This is a genomic window from Streptomyces sp. NBC_00080 (assembly GCF_045041255.1).
GTDB classification, from domain to species: Bacteria; Actinomycetota; Actinomycetes; order Streptomycetales; family Streptomycetaceae; genus Streptomyces; species Streptomyces coriariae.
In genome coordinates this window covers 6,644,938-6,660,902 of record NZ_CP108235.1, presented here as the reverse complement: position 1 = coordinate 6,660,902, position 15,965 = coordinate 6,644,938, and the positions used below count along the sequence as shown (strand labels likewise).

14 protein-coding genes are annotated in these 15,965 nt (G+C 72.5%); 9 read left to right on the top strand and 5 right to left on the bottom strand.

Translation table 11 applies throughout. From position 1 onward, the window contains the following. Positions 1 to 15: 15 nt before the first annotated feature. Both OHU34_RS29700 and OHU34_RS29695 read right to left on the bottom strand, forming a co-directional pair. Positions 16 to 1,092 carry a Zn-dependent alcohol dehydrogenase gene (locus tag OHU34_RS29700; RefSeq protein ID WP_142263982.1) on the bottom strand — a complete coding sequence of 359 codons (1,077 nt, stop codon included), beginning with the start codon at positions 1,090 to 1,092 and terminating at the stop codon, positions 16 to 18. Positions 1,093 to 1,313: 221 nt separating this feature from the next. Then, positions 1,314 to 2,171, bottom strand: a complete 858-nt coding sequence (locus OHU34_RS29695) for a MaoC/PaaZ C-terminal domain-containing protein (RefSeq protein WP_405769141.1) — start codon at positions 2,169 to 2,171, stop codon at positions 1,314 to 1,316. 332 nt (positions 2,172 to 2,503) lie between these two features. On the opposite strand from OHU34_RS29695, the gene OHU34_RS29690 reads away from it, so the two are divergent. From OHU34_RS29690 to OHU34_RS29680, 3 genes are all read left to right on the top strand, one after another. Further along, positions 2,504 to 3,988 carry a sensor histidine kinase gene (locus tag OHU34_RS29690; protein ID WP_405769139.1) on the top strand — a complete coding sequence of 495 codons (1,485 nt, stop codon included), beginning with the start codon at positions 2,504 to 2,506 and terminating at the stop codon, positions 3,986 to 3,988. Between the two features lie 29 nt (positions 3,989 to 4,017). Next, positions 4,018 to 4,650: a response regulator transcription factor gene (locus OHU34_RS29685; protein WP_054238242.1), complete on the top strand. Its 633-nt coding sequence runs from the start codon at positions 4,018 to 4,020 to the stop codon at positions 4,648 to 4,650. Between the two features lie 100 nt (positions 4,651 to 4,750). Further along, the gene (locus OHU34_RS29680) at positions 4,751 to 6,235 is read left to right on the top strand and encodes a hypothetical protein (protein WP_405769136.1); all 1,485 of its coding nucleotides are present in this window, start codon (positions 4,751 to 4,753) and stop codon (positions 6,233 to 6,235) included. A gap of 7 nt (positions 6,236 to 6,242) precedes the next feature. Here OHU34_RS29680 and OHU34_RS29675 read toward each other — a convergent pair whose 3' ends face one another. The 3 genes from OHU34_RS29675 to OHU34_RS29665 all read right to left on the bottom strand — a co-directional run bounded on the left by OHU34_RS29675 (position 6,243) and on the right by OHU34_RS29665 (position 9,678). Next, positions 6,243 to 6,893, bottom strand: a complete 651-nt coding sequence (locus tag OHU34_RS29675; RefSeq protein ID WP_142263986.1) for a class I SAM-dependent methyltransferase — start codon at positions 6,891 to 6,893, stop codon at positions 6,243 to 6,245. Positions 6,894 to 7,069: 176 nt separating this feature from the next. Continuing rightward, the gene (locus OHU34_RS29670; protein ID WP_142263987.1) at positions 7,070 to 8,812 is read right to left on the bottom strand and encodes an MFS transporter; all 1,743 of its coding nucleotides are present in this window, start codon (positions 8,810 to 8,812) and stop codon (positions 7,070 to 7,072) included. A gap of 200 nt (positions 8,813 to 9,012) precedes the next feature. After that, positions 9,013 to 9,678 carry a TetR/AcrR family transcriptional regulator gene (locus OHU34_RS29665; protein ID WP_405769133.1) on the bottom strand — a complete coding sequence of 222 codons (666 nt, stop codon included), beginning with the start codon at positions 9,676 to 9,678 and terminating at the stop codon, positions 9,013 to 9,015. 267 nt (positions 9,679 to 9,945) lie between these two features. Here OHU34_RS29665 and OHU34_RS29660 point away from each other — a divergent pair, with 267 nt between their 5' ends. The 6 genes from OHU34_RS29660 (at position 9,946) to OHU34_RS29635 (ending at position 15,959) form a co-directional block, all read left to right on the top strand. Then, positions 9,946 to 10,794 carry an NAD(P)H-binding protein gene (locus tag OHU34_RS29660; RefSeq protein ID WP_405769131.1) on the top strand — a complete coding sequence of 283 codons (849 nt, stop codon included), beginning with the start codon at positions 9,946 to 9,948 and terminating at the stop codon, positions 10,792 to 10,794. 80 nt (positions 10,795 to 10,874) lie between these two features. After that, positions 10,875 to 12,308 carry a DHA2 family efflux MFS transporter permease subunit gene (locus tag OHU34_RS29655; protein ID WP_405769128.1) on the top strand — a complete coding sequence of 478 codons (1,434 nt, stop codon included), beginning with the start codon at positions 10,875 to 10,877 and terminating at the stop codon, positions 12,306 to 12,308. A 189-nt stretch (positions 12,309 to 12,497) separates the two neighbouring features. Further along, complete coding sequence (locus OHU34_RS29650; protein ID WP_405769125.1) at positions 12,498 to 13,499, top strand: N-acetylmuramoyl-L-alanine amidase; 1,002 nt, start codon at positions 12,498 to 12,500, stop codon at positions 13,497 to 13,499. A 178-nt stretch (positions 13,500 to 13,677) separates the two neighbouring features. Continuing rightward, the gene (locus OHU34_RS29645; protein ID WP_082412493.1) at positions 13,678 to 14,484 is read left to right on the top strand and encodes a DUF5336 domain-containing protein; all 807 of its coding nucleotides are present in this window, start codon (positions 13,678 to 13,680) and stop codon (positions 14,482 to 14,484) included. 109 nt (positions 14,485 to 14,593) lie between these two features. Next, positions 14,594 to 15,604: an LLM class F420-dependent oxidoreductase gene (locus OHU34_RS29640; protein ID WP_142263992.1), complete on the top strand. Its 1,011-nt coding sequence runs from the start codon at positions 14,594 to 14,596 to the stop codon at positions 15,602 to 15,604. Between the two features lie 64 nt (positions 15,605 to 15,668). Continuing rightward, entirely contained in the window at positions 15,669 to 15,959 is a 291-nt protein-coding gene (locus OHU34_RS29635; protein ID WP_054238057.1) for a hypothetical protein, read from the top strand. Positions 15,960 to 15,965 lie beyond the last annotated feature (6 nt).

Genomic DNA, 15,965 nt, shown 5'->3' with positions numbered 1-15,965 from the left:
CCGGACGGTCACCCCTCAGATCTCTATGCACGTACGGAGCGCCGCCCCGGTACGCATCTGGTCCAGCGCCTCGTTGATCTCGGTGAGCGCCACCCGGTGGGTGATCAGGCCCGACAGGTCGATCCGGCCGGCCCGCCACAGGGCGATCGTCCGCTCGTAGGAACGCAGGACGTCACCGCCGCCGTACATCGAGGGCAGGATCCGCTTCTCGTCGAAGAACAGCTCGAACATGTTGAGCTGGAGGAAGTCGTCCAGGGCGCCCGCGCCGACGACGACGAGGGTGCCGCCGCGCCGGGTGTTGTCGTACGCGGTGCGGGCGGTGGCGGAGCGGCCGACGACCTCGAAGACGTAGTCGAACCCCTCGCCGCCGGTGACCAGTTGCTTCGCTCCGGGCAGGTCGTCCGGCGAGACGGCCTTCGTGGCGCCGAAGGCGAGGGCGGCCTCCCGGCGCGAGGCGACCGGGTCGACGGCGACGATCTCGGCGGCGCCCTTGAGCCGCGCGCCCTGGATCGCGGAGATGCCGACGCCTCCGCAGCCGATGACGGCGACCGACGAACCGGCTTCCACGTCAGCCGTGTTGAGGGCGGCGCCCAGGCCCGTGGTCACTCCGCAGCCGATCAGCGCGGCGATGTCGAAGGGGACGTCGTCGGGGATCGGGACCGCGCAGCCCGCGTCGACCACGACCTCCTCGGCGAAGGTTCCGGTGCCGGCGAAGCCGAAGACGTCGCCGCCGGGGCGACGGAAGTTGGGTGTGCCCGCGTTCATGAACCCGGCCAGGCACAGTTCGGTCTGGCCACGCTTGCACGCGGGACACGCCCCGCAGGCCGGCAGCCAGCAGACGACGACCCGGTCACCGGGCTTCACCCGGGTGACGCCCTCCCCCACCTCCAGGACCTCGCCCGCACCCTCGTGACCGGGCACGAAGGGCGCGGGCTGCGGGAGCACCCCGCCCATCGCGGACAGGTCCGAGTGGCACAGGCCCGTGGCCCGCACCCGGATCCTGACCCGTCCGGGGCCGAAGCCCACCGCCTCGACGTCGTCGAGGACCTCCAGCTTGTCCTGGCCGATCTCGTGCAGTACGGCTGCGCGCATGGTGCGGCTCCCCTCGGGTCCCCTCGGATGCTGGGCGGTTGCGGAGGTGAATTCAGCTGCTGCTGGAGGTGGTGCGAGTGGTTCTGCGACCCCGGTGGTCCGAGTGGTTCAGGTGCCCCGGTGGTCCCGGTGATTCAGGTGTCCCGGTGGTCCCGGTGATTCAGGTGTCCCGGTGGTCCCGGTGATTCAGGTGTCCCGGTGGTCCCGGTGGTCCGGGTGATTCAGGAGTGTTCGACGAGCGTGTCGGCGAGGACGGGCGCGTCGTCGCGTTGTACGGCGCTCACGGCCACCCGGACGGCGTCTTCCCCGCGCCACATGCGGATCCGCAGGGTCTCTCCCGGGAACACCACACCGGCGAAGCGCGTGGCGTAGCCGCGCACCCGGCCGACGTCGCCGTCGAGCAGCGTGTCGACGACCGCCTTGAGCGTGATGCCGTAGGTGCACAGGCCGTGCAGGATGGGCCGGTCGAATCCGGCGAGTTTCGCGAACTCCGGGTCGGCGTGCAGCGGGTTGTAGTCGCCGGAGAGGCGGTAGAGCAGGGCCTGGTCCTCGCGGACGGCCCGCTCGACCACCTTGTCGGGCTCACCGGAGGGCGGCTCGAGCCGGGCGGAGGGGCCCCGGTCGCCGCCCCAGCCGCCTTCTCCCCGGACGAAGATCTGGGCGTCGTTGGTCCACAGCGGCCCGTCCGCGTCGGCGACCTCGGTGCGCATGACGAGGACGGCGGCCTTGCCCTTGTCGTACACGGCGGCGATGCGTCCGGTGGCGGTCGCCCGGCCGGTCACCGGGATGGGGCGGTGGATCTCCAGCCGCTGGCCGCCGTGCAGGACACGGGCGAGGTCGACCTCGACACCGGGCATGGACAGTCCGCCGATCACGCCGGGCGAGCCGGAGCCGGCGACGGTGGCGAAGCTCGGCAGGACGTGGAGCCGGGACTCCAGCGTGTAGCGCAGTTCGTCGGGGTCGGTGGCCGGGACGCCCGCGCCGATGCCGAGGTGGTACAGCTGGACGTCCCGGCGGTCCCAGGTGATCTCGCCGGTCCGGGGTTCGGCGGCGAGCGCCTTGGCTGCGTCGATGGGCATGGAGCTCCTGATCGCTCGGATCGATCGGATGGATCGGATGGTTCCAAGACCTCGGCACGGCCGTCCGCACCGATCGGCCGCACCGAGGCCGTCACGGGGCCGCGGAACCCGCCCTACCCAGAACGGATCTAGAACGCGTTCCAGTGCGGCGACCCCCTGTATAGCCCAGGCCCCGGAAGTTGTGAAGACACCTGACGGCATGTCAGAAACGGGTGCCGATGACATTTGTCCTGCCCGACCGCGTACATCCGGCACTGCCGCGAGCGGGCGCGGAAACGTAGCGTCGAAGACAGGCCACGACCGTGGAAGACGCAGGAACGGGGGACGAACATATGACCAGGTCATTCGAGGACCGGCGCCGCGCGGCGACCTGCCGCCGGGACGCCTGGCGCTCGGCGTTCCGTACGGCACGGGAGCACCGGCGGCACTGGAGAGCGGACAAGGAGCGCTTCAAGGCCGAGTACCGCAGCGCCCGCCGGGCCGGGCGGATTCCCGAGGACCCGGGCCCGCCGGCCAGCGGCTTCACGCTGCTGCCGTGGCTGCTGATGGGGATGGGCGCGTTCTCCAACGTCTTCCAGGGCGACGCCGACCCGTGGATCGGCAGCCTGGGCCTGCTGGCGTTCAACTCGCTCTACATCTACGTCGCTTTCCGCGCCTTCGTGAAGGAGGCCCGCGAGGCCACGTCCACGCGGGTGGCGCTGGTGCTGCTGGGCCTCGTGACCTGCGGGCTCGCCCTCGGTTACGGCGGCAGCTGGCTGCTCTTCCTCCCGCTGTTCGGCCTCGCGACGGGTGCGGTACTGCGCGGCCCCCAGCTGCGGAGCATCGGTACCGCCGTCGCCGTCCTGGCGGGCGCGGTCGCCTGCGTCCGCGACGGCTGGGACGGTCTCACCATCGCCTACGCCACCTGGATCTCGACGATGGTGACGGCCGCGATCCTCTCCCTCTCCGAGGCCGTACGGGAGCTGCGCGCCGCCCGTGAGGAACTCGCCCGCCGGGCGGTGGAGGAGGAGCGGCTGCGCTTCTCCCGCGATCTGCACGACCTGCTCGGCCACACCCTGTCGGTGATCGTGGTGAAGTCGGAGGCGGCCCGGCGGCTGGCGCCGCGCGACATGGACGCGGCCCTCTCCCAGGTCACCGACATCGAGGCGGTGGGCCGCCAGGCGCTGACCGAGATCCGCGAGGCGGTCACCGGCTACCGCGAGGGCAGCCTGGCCGGCGAGCTGGACCGGGCCCGCTCGGCCCTGACGGCGGCGGGCGTCGAACCGTCGGTGAGCCGGTCCGGGCCGCCGCCGGACCCGAGGACCGCGGCCCTGCTCGGCTGGGTGGTGCGCGAGGCGGTCACCAACGTCGTCCGGCACAGCGACGCGAGCCACTGCGGGATCACGGTCTCGGGCACCCCCGAGCGGGTCCGGCTGACGGTGACGGACGACGGCAGCAGCAGCATCAGCAGCAGCAGTGGAGGAGGCGGCGACTGCGACCACGGTGACACGGGCGGCGACAGCTGCTGCGCGCCGGGCGGCGGCACCGGACTCACCGGCCTGCGCGAACGCCTGGCGGCGGCGAGCGGCACCCTGACGGCGGGCCCGGGACCACGCGGCGGTTTCACGGTCACGGCGGAACTGCCGGTCGAACTCCCGATGCCACACGTGGGCGCCACCACCACTGCCCCTGCCCCTGTCACTGCCACCGGCACCGGCACCGGCACCGGCACCGGCACCGGCAAGGCCACCGAACCCGAAGGGACACGGTCCGCCGCGGCCACGCAGTCCGCGGACACCGTGCCGTCCGTGGCCGCCGGCCCTAACCTTGGCCCGTGACCGAGATGCCGGGTTGGCCCGTGAACGAGATGCCCGACGACCACCGCCCAGCCAAGTCCATCAGGGTGCTGCTCGCGGAGGACCAGGGAATGATGCGCGGGGCGCTGGCCCTGCTGCTGGGGCTGGAGACCGACATCGAGGTCGTCGCGCAGGTGGGCACCGGGGACGCGATCGTGGACGCCGCGCTCCTCCACCGGCCGGACGTCGCGCTCCTCGACATCGAACTCCCCGGCATCAGCGGCCTGGACGCGGCCGCCGAGCTGCGCGACCAGGCGCCCGGCTGCCGGGTGCTGATCCTGACCACGTTCGGCCGGCCCGGCTATCTGCGCCGGGCCATGGAGGCCGGGGCCTCGGGGTTCCTGGTCAAGGACGGCCCGGTGGAGGAGCTGGCGGCGGCGATCCGCCGGGTGCTGGCCGGCGAGACGGTCGTGGACCCGGCACTGGCCACCGCCGCGCTGAGCGCCGGCCCGAACCCGCTCACCGCCCGCGAGTGCGACGTCCTGAAGGCCTCGGTGGACGGCGCGACCGTCTCCGACATCGCCGCCAGGCTGCACCTCTCGGAGTCCACGGTCCGCAACTACCTGTCGTCCGCGATCGGGAAGACGGGGACCCGCAACCGCATGGAGGCGATGCGGGAGGCTCGGCAGCAGGGCTGGCTGTGAGGACCGGCCGCAAAGGCCGGCCGGGCGTGAAGGCCTGCGGTGAGGGCCGGTTGCAAGAGGTGGCCGCAGAGGACCGGACCGGCGCTGGCATAGTGCCCGCATGTCTTTACCGATACGGATCCTCAGGCGTCCGGCCGCGCTGGCGGCGAGTGTCGCGGCACTGTTCGCCACGGCGGTGGCACCGGCCGCCGCCGGCGGCGGCTCCGAGCAGGTCGTCATGCGGTTCGAGACGCCGGAGACGTACGTCATGTACAACGCCGACCAGGGGGCCGCGGCTTCGAACAACGACTTCCCCGTCCCCGTCTTCGTCGAGCGGAGCAAGGGCGGCGAACCGGCCCGCAATGTCCGGGTCGTCGTGGACGCGTCGGGCCTGGGAGGCGTCGCCCGGCTCGGTGAAGGGGGCATGTGCAAGGCCGAGGGCCCGATCTACACCTGCGAGTACGGCAACGTGCAGAACGGCGACGGCGAGAGCTACAACCCCCTCGCCCTCCTCGGGGTGGACGGCGTCGAGCCGGGCGACAGCGGGACGGTGACGTACACCGCGACCGCCGACAACGCGCCCACCGTCACCGGCACCACCCGGATGACCGTCGGCGGTCCGACACTGACCGCGCCCGGGCAGGAGAAGGGCGTGAGCGGGCTGGCACCGGGAAGGTCCGCGAACGTCACGGCCCGCTTGGCCAACAACACCCGCTTCCCCACGGAGGCGGGCGTCGCCCTCCAGGTCAACGTGTCGGAGGGGCTGACGCTGACCGCACGGCACAGCAACTGCTTCTACGCGGGCCCCGCGCCCACCTCCGCCTGGTGCACCTTCCCCACGAAGGCCGCGGCGGGCGCCGCCTACCGCGCCAGCGCGCCGCTGGTCTACACGGTCACGCCGCCCGGGAGACTGACCGGCGAGGTGACCTACACCTGGTCGTCGCCGCCGGCCCGCCCCGCCGACCACACCGTGCGCGGCACCGGCGCCCCGCTCACCCTGGTCCGCACGGCCGCCCAGGACTTCGACGACACGCACGGCAGGCTCGGGATCACCACCACCGTGCAGGTCGACTACCGTCCGGTCACCGCGATCGTGCGGGGCCGGGTCGGTGACACGGTGCAGGTGCGACTCGGGCTGGAGGACCTCGGTCCCGGCCGGGTGCTGGGCGAAGAGGATCAGGGCCGCTTCGAGGTGGTCCCGCCGGAGGGCACCACGGTCACCTCGATCCCGTACGTCTTCGAGGGGGACGGTGGGAAGTGGGCCTGCGGGCGACCGGAGAAGCCCGGCGGGGCGTTCGTCTGCGAGATCGGCGACGACGGCCTCTACGAAGCGCGGCACGAAGGGGGCACCACCGCGATCGACTTCCACATCCGCATCGACCGTCGGGTCCAGGGGGCCGAGGGCACCATCCGCACGTACAACCCGTTCGACCGCACCCCGGCCAACGACGTCGCCGTCATCCCGCTCGACGCCTCGCCCGCCTCGCCCGCCTCGCCCTACCGGGTCTCCAGTCACCCCTGGGCTTGGGCCGCGGGCGCCCTGGTCCTCGTAGTCCTGGCGGCGGCGTACCTCCGTCGCCGCCGCCGCAACGCGAAACCGTCGTGACCGCGCCCTAGATGCCCGCGCCCGTGCGTCGCAGCACGCGCAGCGAGCCCGTGTCCGAGACCTCGGTGAAGGCGCCGGAGTCCAGGGCGCGGAGGTAGACGCGGTAGGGGGCCTGGCCGGTGAACTCGTCGACCGGATCGGGGAACACGTCGTGGATGACGAGGAGCCCGCCCTCGGCGACGTGCGGTGCCCAGCCCTCGTAGTCGGAGGTGGCGTGCTCGTCGGTGTGACCGCCGTCGACGAACACGAGGCCGAGGGGCGAGTTCCAGAACGCGGCGATGCGCGGCGAACGTCCGACCAGGGCGACCACATGGTCCTCCAGGCCCGCGCGGTGCAGGGTGCGGCGGAAGGTGGGCAGGGTGTCCATCAGACCGACCTCGGGGTCGACGGTCTCCGGGTCGTGGTACTCCCAGCCGGGCTGCTGCTCCTCGCTGCCCCGGTGGTGGTCGAGGGTGAGCGCGCTGACCCCGGTCTGCCGGGCCGCGTCCGCGAGCAGGATCGTGGAGCGCCCGCAGTAGGTGCCGACCTCGAGCAGCGGCAGCCCGAGCGCACCCGCCTCGACGGCGGCCGCGTACAGGGCGAGGCCCTCGTCGACCGGCATGAACCCCTTCGCCGCCTCGAACGCGGCCAGGATCTCGGGCTTGGGTGCCGCGGGCATAGGGGTCCTCCGGGGTCCGTGCGCGGTGGTGCATGCCGTGGGGGTGGTTGCGGTGGTTGTCCGTGCGCGCGGGTGGTCCGTGCGTACGGCCGCCCATGCTGCCGCACCCCCCGCCGCCGAGGCGACAGGGGGTGCGGAAACGGCGGGCCGGGGCGCGCGGGCCGGGCCCGGTGGGGTCAGGCGCTGACCGTCTCGCCGGGCAGGGCCAGGTCCAGGTCGACCGGACGCTCGTCGCCCGCGTGGGTCGCGGAGCTCGCCAGCGGCCCGTGGCCGGTGGCCTTGGCGGCGAGGACGTAGGCGCCCTGGGCCGGGACGGCGAGGGCGTAGCTGCCGTCCTCCTGCGACAGGGTGGCGCCGGCCTGGCGGCCGCGGCGGTCGATGAGCGTGACCTTGGCACGGGCGACCGGGACGCCGTCGGCGTCCAGGACCCGGCCGCGGAAGCCCCGCAGGACCTCCTCGGCGTGCTTCAGGTTGGCCTCCTCCTCGCTGCTGGCGCGCAGCTGCGGCACGGCCGACGGGCGCTGCTGCCTGGGCAGGAAGAGGGCGAGGAGCAGGCCGACCGCGACGGCGGCGGTGGCGATCAGGAAGGAGACGCGGAAGCCGTGCATGGTCGGTACGGCGACGCCGCCGACGTTGTTCGCGGTGTTGGCCAGCACCATGCCGATGACGGCGCTGGACACCGAGGTGCCGATGGACCGCATCAGGGTGTTGAGGCCGTTGGCCGCGCCGGTCTCCGAGGCCGGGACCGCGCCGACGATCAGCGCGGGCAGGGAGGAGTACGCGAGGCCGATGCCCGCGCCGAGGACGACGGCGATGACGAGGCTCTGCCAGGCGGCGCTCATCAGGCCGAGGCCCGCGCCGTAGCCGATCGCGATGATCAGCATGCCGAGGATCAGGGTGAACTTGGGGCCGTACTTGGCGGACAGCCTGGCGTAGACGGGCGCGGTGAACATCATCGTCAGGCCGAGCGGCGCGACGAGCAGACCGGCGGTGACCATCGACTGGCCGAGGCCGTAGCCGGTGGACTTCGGCAACTGGAGCAGCTGCGGCAGGACCAGGGAGACGACGTAGAACGAGACGCCGACCATGATCGAGGCCAGGTTGGTGAAGAGGACGGCCGGCCGGGCCGTGGTGCGCAGGTCGACGAGCGGGGCCTTCAGCCGCAGCTCCATCACGCCCCACAGGACGAGGACGACGGCCGCGGCGGCGAAGAGGCCGAGGGTGGTGCCGGAGGTCCAGCCCCAGTCACTGCCCTTGGTGATCGGCAGCAGGAAGAGCACCAGACCGGTGGAGAGGCCGATCGCGCCGGCTACGTCGAAGGTGCCCTCGGCACGCGCCGGGGACTCGGGGACGACGAGGAGGGTGAGGGCGATGGCGAGGGCTCCGAGGCCGGCGGCGCCGTAGAACAGGGCGTGCCAGTCGGCGTGCTGGGCGATCAGGGCCGCGAGCGGCAGGGCGAGGCCGCCGCCGACGCCGATCGAGGAGCTCATCAGAGCCATCGCCGAGCCGAGCTTCTCGCGCGGCAGCATGTCCCGCATCAGGCCGATGCCGAGCGGGATCGCGCCCATCGCGAAGCCCTGGAGGGTGCGGCCGGCGATCATCGTGATCAGGTCGCTGGTGAGGGCACTGACCAGCGCGCCGACGACCATCACCGCGAGGCTGGCTATCAGCATGCGCCGCTTGCCGTACAGGTCGCCGAGGCGGCCCATGATCGGCGTGGCCACGGCACCCGACAGCAGGGTCGAGGTCAGGACCCAGGTGGCGTTGCTGGGCGCGGTGCCCAGCAGCTGGGGCAGGTCCTTGATGACCGGGACGAGCAGGGTCTGCATCACCGCGACCACGATGCCCGCGAAGGCGAGTACCGGGACCACGGCTCCGCTCGCTTCGCGGGTGGGCCTGCCGGTCGTCGTGTGCGTCATGAGGTGGGGCCTCCGGGGGCGGTGCGTCAGGGATACATGGAGACCGAACCTGTATGCATGGGCAACTATTCCGATGCTTCGGCGTACTAACGATTTCTTTATCTTCTCTTGAAGGTTCCCCTGAAGGTCGCCCTGAGGTTCCCCTGAAGGTCGCCCCGCGCGAGCGACGGCCGGAAGTCGACCGGGGGCGGCGCCGCGTCTCAGCGGGCGGGGGTCCGGAGGATGCCGCTGAGCAGCACGTCCAGGCCCCAGGTGTCGCGGTCGCCGGGCGAGAACAGGGCCGGCCGCAGGGCGGTGATCATCGGATAGCGGTCGGCGGGCAGGGCCGCGTAGTGACGGTCGGCGTCCGCCACGACGGTCTCCTCCTTGCCCCCCTTGGTGAGGTGGGCGCTCTGTTCGGCGGCGGCCGCCGCGCTGTGGAGATGGAGCAGATCGACGGCCCAGGCGGCGGTGATGTCGTCGAGGCCGCCCTGTTTGAGCAGCGCGAGCATGCGGTCGATGACGAGCAGGGCGTTGGCGCCGGTGGGGATCGCGCCGAGGGCGACGGCGGCCAGCCCCTCGTGCCGGCTCATGGCCTCGACGGTCGCCGCGACCAGCGCGTGCAGCTGCTCCCGCCAGGTGCCCTCCGCGGTGAGCGGGACCCGGGCGAGAGCCTCGTCCAGCATCGCGGCCATCAGGTCGTCGCGGTTGGCGACGTAGACGTAGAGCGAGGCCGGCCCGGTGTCGAGCTCCTTGGCGACGCGGCGCATGGTCAGCGCGTCCAGCCCGTCGCGGTCGAGGATGGTCAGCCCGGCACGCACGATCGCCTCGCGGCTGAGAGGGGCCTTGGCGGGCCGCGCGCGGCGGCTGATCGGCTCGGGGGTCACGTGGAGAGGGTAGCGGGGAGTGGCAACGGGCACGAACGCCGGTCGCCACGAACGACGACCGTGACGAACAACGTTTGACACGAACATCGTTCGCTCCCTAGTGTCGAGATACGTTGACGAACAGCGTTCGCCACGAACGGCGTTCGCGACCCTTGAAACTCGCCGCACCTCGGAACTCGCAGCACCTCGGAACTCGCAGCACCCAGACGTCCCGACACCGAGAAGTCACGGCACCGAGAAGTCACAGCACTCAGCAAAGGAACCGTCATGATCCTGATCACCGGAGGCCGCGGCGCGGTCGCCACCCGGCTGCTCGCCCTCCTGCACGCCGACGGCATACCCGTGCGGGTCGGCTCGGCCGCCCGGGCCGACCTCACCCCGCCTCCCGGCGTCGAGACGGTCACCCTCGACCTCACCGACCCCGCGACCTTCCCCGCCGCCCTGGCCGGCGTCACCTCCGTCTTCCTCTACGCGACCCCCGACCACGTCACCGAGTTCGTCGACCAGGCCCACCGGGCCGGCGTCACCCACGTCGTGGTGCTGTCCAGCTCGAGCGTCCTGGGCGTGCTCGACTCCGAGCCGAAGGACGACCCACTGGCCGGCTCGCATCTGGCCGTGGAGCGGGCGCTGCTCGCCTCCCCGATCTCCACCACCCTCCTGCGACCCGGCTCCTTCGCCTCCAACGCCGCGTCCTGGGCCTGGCCCGTCAGGGCCGGACAGCCCGTCAGCCTGCCCTTCCCCGGCGCCCACACCGACCCCCTCCACGAGAGGGACCTGGCCGAGGCCGCCCACGCCGTCCTCACCGACCCCCGGCACCGCGGCGGCCGGTTCACCCTCACCGGACCCGAGTCGCTGACGTTCGCCGAGCAGATCGACCGGCTCGCCGCCGTCACCGGCCGTGCCATCGCGGTCAAGCACGTCACCGCCGAGGAGTGGAAGAAGGAGACCGGCGGGCACATCCCCGCCGTCTACGCCGACGCCCTCCTCGCCTGGTGGGAGTCCACGGACGGCAGGCCCGTCGCCCTCACCCGCACCGTCGAGGAACTCACCGGCCACCCCGCCCGCCCCTTCACCGTCTGGGCCACCGACCACATCGCCGACTTCACCGCCTCCTGAGCCACCGGCGTCCCGGGGCGACCTCCCACCCGCGCCCTGGGTCGAAATCCCGATGCAAGGGGCGCAACCCGGTTGAGACCATGACGCCCATGCTGGAAACCGCCGACACCGCCCGCGCCCGGAGATCCCGCCCTCCCACCGCTCCCGCCTGGCTGCTCGTGGCACTCGCCTGCGCCGGACAGTTCCTCGTCGTGCTCGACGTGTCCGTGGTGAACGTGGCGCTGCCGTCGATCCGGGCGGATCTCGGGATGAGTGCCTCGGGCCTGCACTGGGTGGTGAACGCGTACTCGATCGCCTTCGCCGGGTTCATGCTGCTCGGCGGCCGGGCGGGCGACCTCTACGGTCGCAAGCGGATGTTCCTCACCGGCCTCGCCCTGTTCACGCTGGCCTCGCTGGCCGGTGGCCTGGCGCTGGACGGACGGCAACTGCTGCTCGCGCGGGCCGTGCAGGGTCTGGGCGCGGCGATCCTCGCGCCCGCGACGCTGACGATCGTCACCTCCGCCGTACCGGAGGGCGCCGCGCGGGCGCGGGCCATCGCCACCTGGACGGCCGTCGGCGCGGGTGGTGGGGCCGCGGGCGGGCTCGTCGGCGGGGCACTGGTGGACCTCATGTCCTGGCGCTGGGTCCTGTTGATCAACGTGCCGGTCGGTGTGCTGTTGCTGGCCGGCTCGCTGTGGTGGCTGTCCGAGAGCCGGGCCGGGGACGGCCGCCGCCCGGACCTGCCGGGCGCACTGCTGGTCACGGCCGGCCTCGCCACGCTGGCGTACGGCATCTCGCGGACGGAGGCGGAGGGCTGGACGGCGCCGGCCACCCTCGTCCCGCTGGCCGCCGGGCTCGCGTCGATCGGCCTGTTCCTCGCCGTCGAGGTCCGGACGGCGGACCCGTTGATGCCGCTCGGGCTGTTCCGACTGCGGGCGGTGTCGGCGGCGAACGCGGCGATGTTCGTGAGCGGCTCGGCCATGTTCTCCATGTGGTTCTTCATGACGCTGTACGCGCAGAACGTCCTGGGCTACACCCCGCTGGAGGCCGGCCTGGCGCTCGTGCCGAGTTCGCTGGCCATCGTCCTCGCCGCGAAACTCGCGCCCCGTTTCATGCGCACGGCCGGGGCACGCACCGTGGCCACGCTGGGCACGCTGCTCGCCGCGACCGGGTTCGCCTGGCAATCGACGATGAGCGCGCACGGCGGGTACGTCACCGGGATCATGCTGCCGGGCGTCCTGATGATGCTCGGCGCGGGCCTGGCCTCGACCCCGCTCGCCTCGCTGGCCATCTCGGGCGCGGCACCGGGCGACGCGGGTCTGGTCTCCGGCCTGGTCAACACCTCCCGCACGATGGGCGGCGCGCTGGGCCTCGCGGTGCTGTCGACGCTCGCGTCCGCCCGCACCGCGGGACGCGGGACCCCGGAGGCGCTGACGGAGGGCTACGCACTGGCCTTCCGCACCGGGACGGGGGTACTGCTCGTGGGGGCGGTCCTGATGCTGACCTGGCTGCCACGCCGACCCTCCGCCGCCTGACAGCCGAGCGGAGCCGACCGATCGGCCGAAGCGGACCGACCGCCGAGGCCGACCGACCGGGCCGAGCCGACCGACCGCCGTCCGCAACCGCATCCGTCCGTCGACCGGCCGCCGCCCGTCATCCGCCTCCGTCATCCGTCCGGCGTCGTCCCGCTGGAGCTCCTCGGGGTGGCCGTTAGGGTGGCAGGCGTGTCGTACGCAGGCTCGAACCCCGGTCCCTTCGATCCCTCCGATCCCTTCGGTCCTCCGCGGCCGCGCCGCTCGCCGCTGCGCCGCCCGCTGACCGTGGCGCTCGCCGCGCTGGTGCCCGGGGCGCTGCTCGGCTGGCTGGCGTACGGGGCGCTGGGCGGAACCGGGGACGGCGGGACGGAAGGGCCAGGGGCGGGAGCGGCGCCGAGTGTCCTGAGTTCCCCCGCGAACGGCTCGGACGGTGCGGGGAGCGGCGGCGGTGCGGGCGGTGACGGGAAGACGGGTGTCGGTACGGGCACCGCCTCGGCCCCCGCCGGTTCCGGCGCGACCTCGCTCCGGGGCAAGGTCGTCGTCATCGACCCCGGCCACAACCCCACCAACTACCAGCACACCGCCGACATCAATCGCAAGGTGGACATCGGCACCAACCGGAAGGAGTGCGACACGACGGGTACGTCCACGAACTCCGGTTACAGCGAGGCGGAGTTCACGCTGGACGTGGCCCACCGGCTGCGCACACTGCTCCAGCAGCAGGGCGCCACGGTGCGGCTGACGCAGGACGGGGACCGGCCGTTCGGCCCGTGTGTCGACGAGCGCGCCCGGATCGGGAACGCGGCGCACGCCGACGCGGTCGTCTCGATCCACGCCGACGGCGCCAGGGCCGGGCAGCGCGGCTTCCATGTGATCCTGCCGGGCGCGGTGCACGAGGGCGGCGCGGACACCCGCGCCATCGTCGGCCCGTCGAAGGACCTCGGGAAGCTCGTCGCGGGCGACTTCACCCGGGCGACGGGCACTTCACCGTCCGACTACGTCGGCGACGGCACCGGTCTCGTCACGCGTGAGGACCTGGGCGGTCTCAATCTGTCAACGGTTCCCAAGGTGTTCATCGAGTGCGGCAACATGCGCGATACCAAGGACGCGGCGCTGCTGACCAGTGGCGCCTGGCGGCAGAAGGCGGCGCAGGGGATCTCTGAGGGAATCGTGAGTTTCCTGCGCGGGTAGTGATCAGGGCGCTCATCCCGGCGGACAGCGCGATCGTGGTGACGATAGTGTCGTCCCTACGATGAGGGGCCACCCCCGCGCTTCACACAGGGGCCTGACGGCGACATGGTGACAGCGACGCCTCTACCGATATGTGTATGCGTGTACCGATGACGAGACGACTGACGAAGGACCTGAAGTGAATATCCGCTCCCTCACTCGAGGCGACGGCGTGGTGATCGGAGCAGCGGTATTGCTGTTCATCGCGTCGTTCCTGGACACGTTCGACGGCTCCGGCAGTGACGTCCCGAACGCCTGGGACAACCTCGGCCTCGTAATGAGCATGTATCTCGGCGGAATCATCGGTGCCGCCCTGATCGTCGTCGCCCGCGCGCTGCCGCAGCCGCGCAAGGTGGCCGGCATCGACCTGGGGCAGTTCGGTGTCGCGCTGACGGTCTTCGCCGCGTGGACGGCGTTCTGGACGATCATCGACCCGCTCGGTGCGTTCAGCGACACCTTCGGCAGCACCGACATCGAGACGGGCTCCGGTCTGATCCTGGGCCTGATCGCCGCGCTGCTGCTGGCCGCCGGCGCGGTCGCCACCCCGCTGGTGCCCGCCCTGCAGGCCGCCCTCGTGCCGGCCCCCAGGCCGGCCGCCCCGCAGCCGTACGGCGCGCAGCCGCCCGCCGGTTACGGCTACCCGGGCGCCCCGCAGCAGCCGTCGGCGTTCGGCGGTCCGCCGCAGCAGGGCCAGCCGGGTCAGCCGCCGTTCGGCGCCCAGCCGGGTCCGGCGCAGCCGTCGGGCGGGGACTTCTCCCCGTTCTGGTTCGCCGTGCCGGTGCCGCGTCCGCTGTACGCGGAGGACGGCGCGCCGATGCCGATCGCCGAACTGGCGCCGGGTACCTGGTATCTCGCGGTCGAGCAGGGCGCCCAGGGTCTGGTCGCGCAGACCCAGGACGGCCGCCGCGGTGTCCTGCGGGACGCCTCCGGCATCCAGCGCGGCTGAGCCCCGGCTCCCGCACCGCTTCACGCACGGCCCCTCGCCCTTCCGGGCGGGGGGCCGTTGTCGTACAGTCGCAGCCTCCCTTTGTCTGACATACCGTCAGGAGGCGGGCATGCGGCTCGGTCTGGCGCTCGGCTACTGGGGCCGCGGCCCCTCCCCCGACCACGTGGAGCTGGCGCGCGAGGCGGAACGGCTCGGTTACGACTCCGTGTGGACGGCGGAGTCCTGGGGCTCGGACGCCTTCACGGCTCTCACCTGGATCGCCGCCCGCACATCGACGATCGGACTGGGCACGGCGGTCGCGCAGATGGCGGCCCGCTCCCCCACCACGACCGCGATGCACGCCCTGACCCTGGACCATCTCTCCGGCGGCCGGATGATGCTCGGGCTCGGCCTGTCCGGCCCCCAGGTCGTCGAGGGCTGGTACGGCCGGCCGTTCCCCAAGTCCCCCCTGACCGCGACCCGGGAGTACGTGGACGTGGTGCGCCAGGTGCTGCGCCGCCGGGCGCCGGTGGAACTGGACGGCCGCTTCCACTCCCATCCCTACCGCGGCCCGGACGCGACCGGCCTCGGCAGACCGCTCAGGTCCATCACCCACCCCCTGCGCCCCGACCTGCCGGTGCTGCTGGGCGCGGAGGGTCCGCGCAACGTCGCCCAGACGATCCGTATCGCCGACGGCTGGCTGCCGCTGTACTGGTCGCCCGACCGGCCGGACGTGTACGGCCCGGCGGTCGCGGAGCTGCCCGACGGTTTCCGGGTCGCGCCCCTCGCCCAGGCACGGATCTGTGACGACGTCGGCGAGGGCCTGCTGCCCGTGAAGACCATGCTCGGCTTCTACATCGGCGGCATGGGCCACGCCACCCGCAACTTCCATGCCGACCTGATGGCCCGCATGGGATACGAGGAGGAGGCCCGGCGCGTCCAGGAGCTGTTCCTGGCCGGGCGGCGCGAGGAGGCGGTGCTGGCCGTCCCGGACGCCTTCGCCGACGAGATCTCCCTGGTCGGCCCGCGCGAACGCGTCGCCGAGCGGCTGGAGTCCTGGCGCAAGGGGCCGGTGACGGACCTGCTGGTCGTCGCCCCGGACCGGACGACCCTCCGGGTGCTGGCGGAGCTCAACTCATAGCCACGGGCGCACGGAGAGCGAACACTCCACGTTTCAAACGGGATTCCGGGGCCAGACGGAAGTCATGTCTCGATATCGCAGTGGTTCCAACTCCGCCGGAACGGTCATAGCGGTGGTCGCGGACGTCATGGCCGTCATCCTCGGGCTGTGGATCCTCATGTACCTGCTGGACGCCAACCGGGGCAACGACCTGGTCCAGTTCGTGCATGACGCGGCCAACTGGCTGGCCGGCTGGTCACGTGACCTGTTCACGTTCGACGAGGCGTGGGCACGAGTGGTGGCCGGCTACGGCCTGGCAGCGGTCGTCTACCTGTTCATCGGTCACGCGATCGCCAACCGGGTCCACCGCCACTAAGGCAAC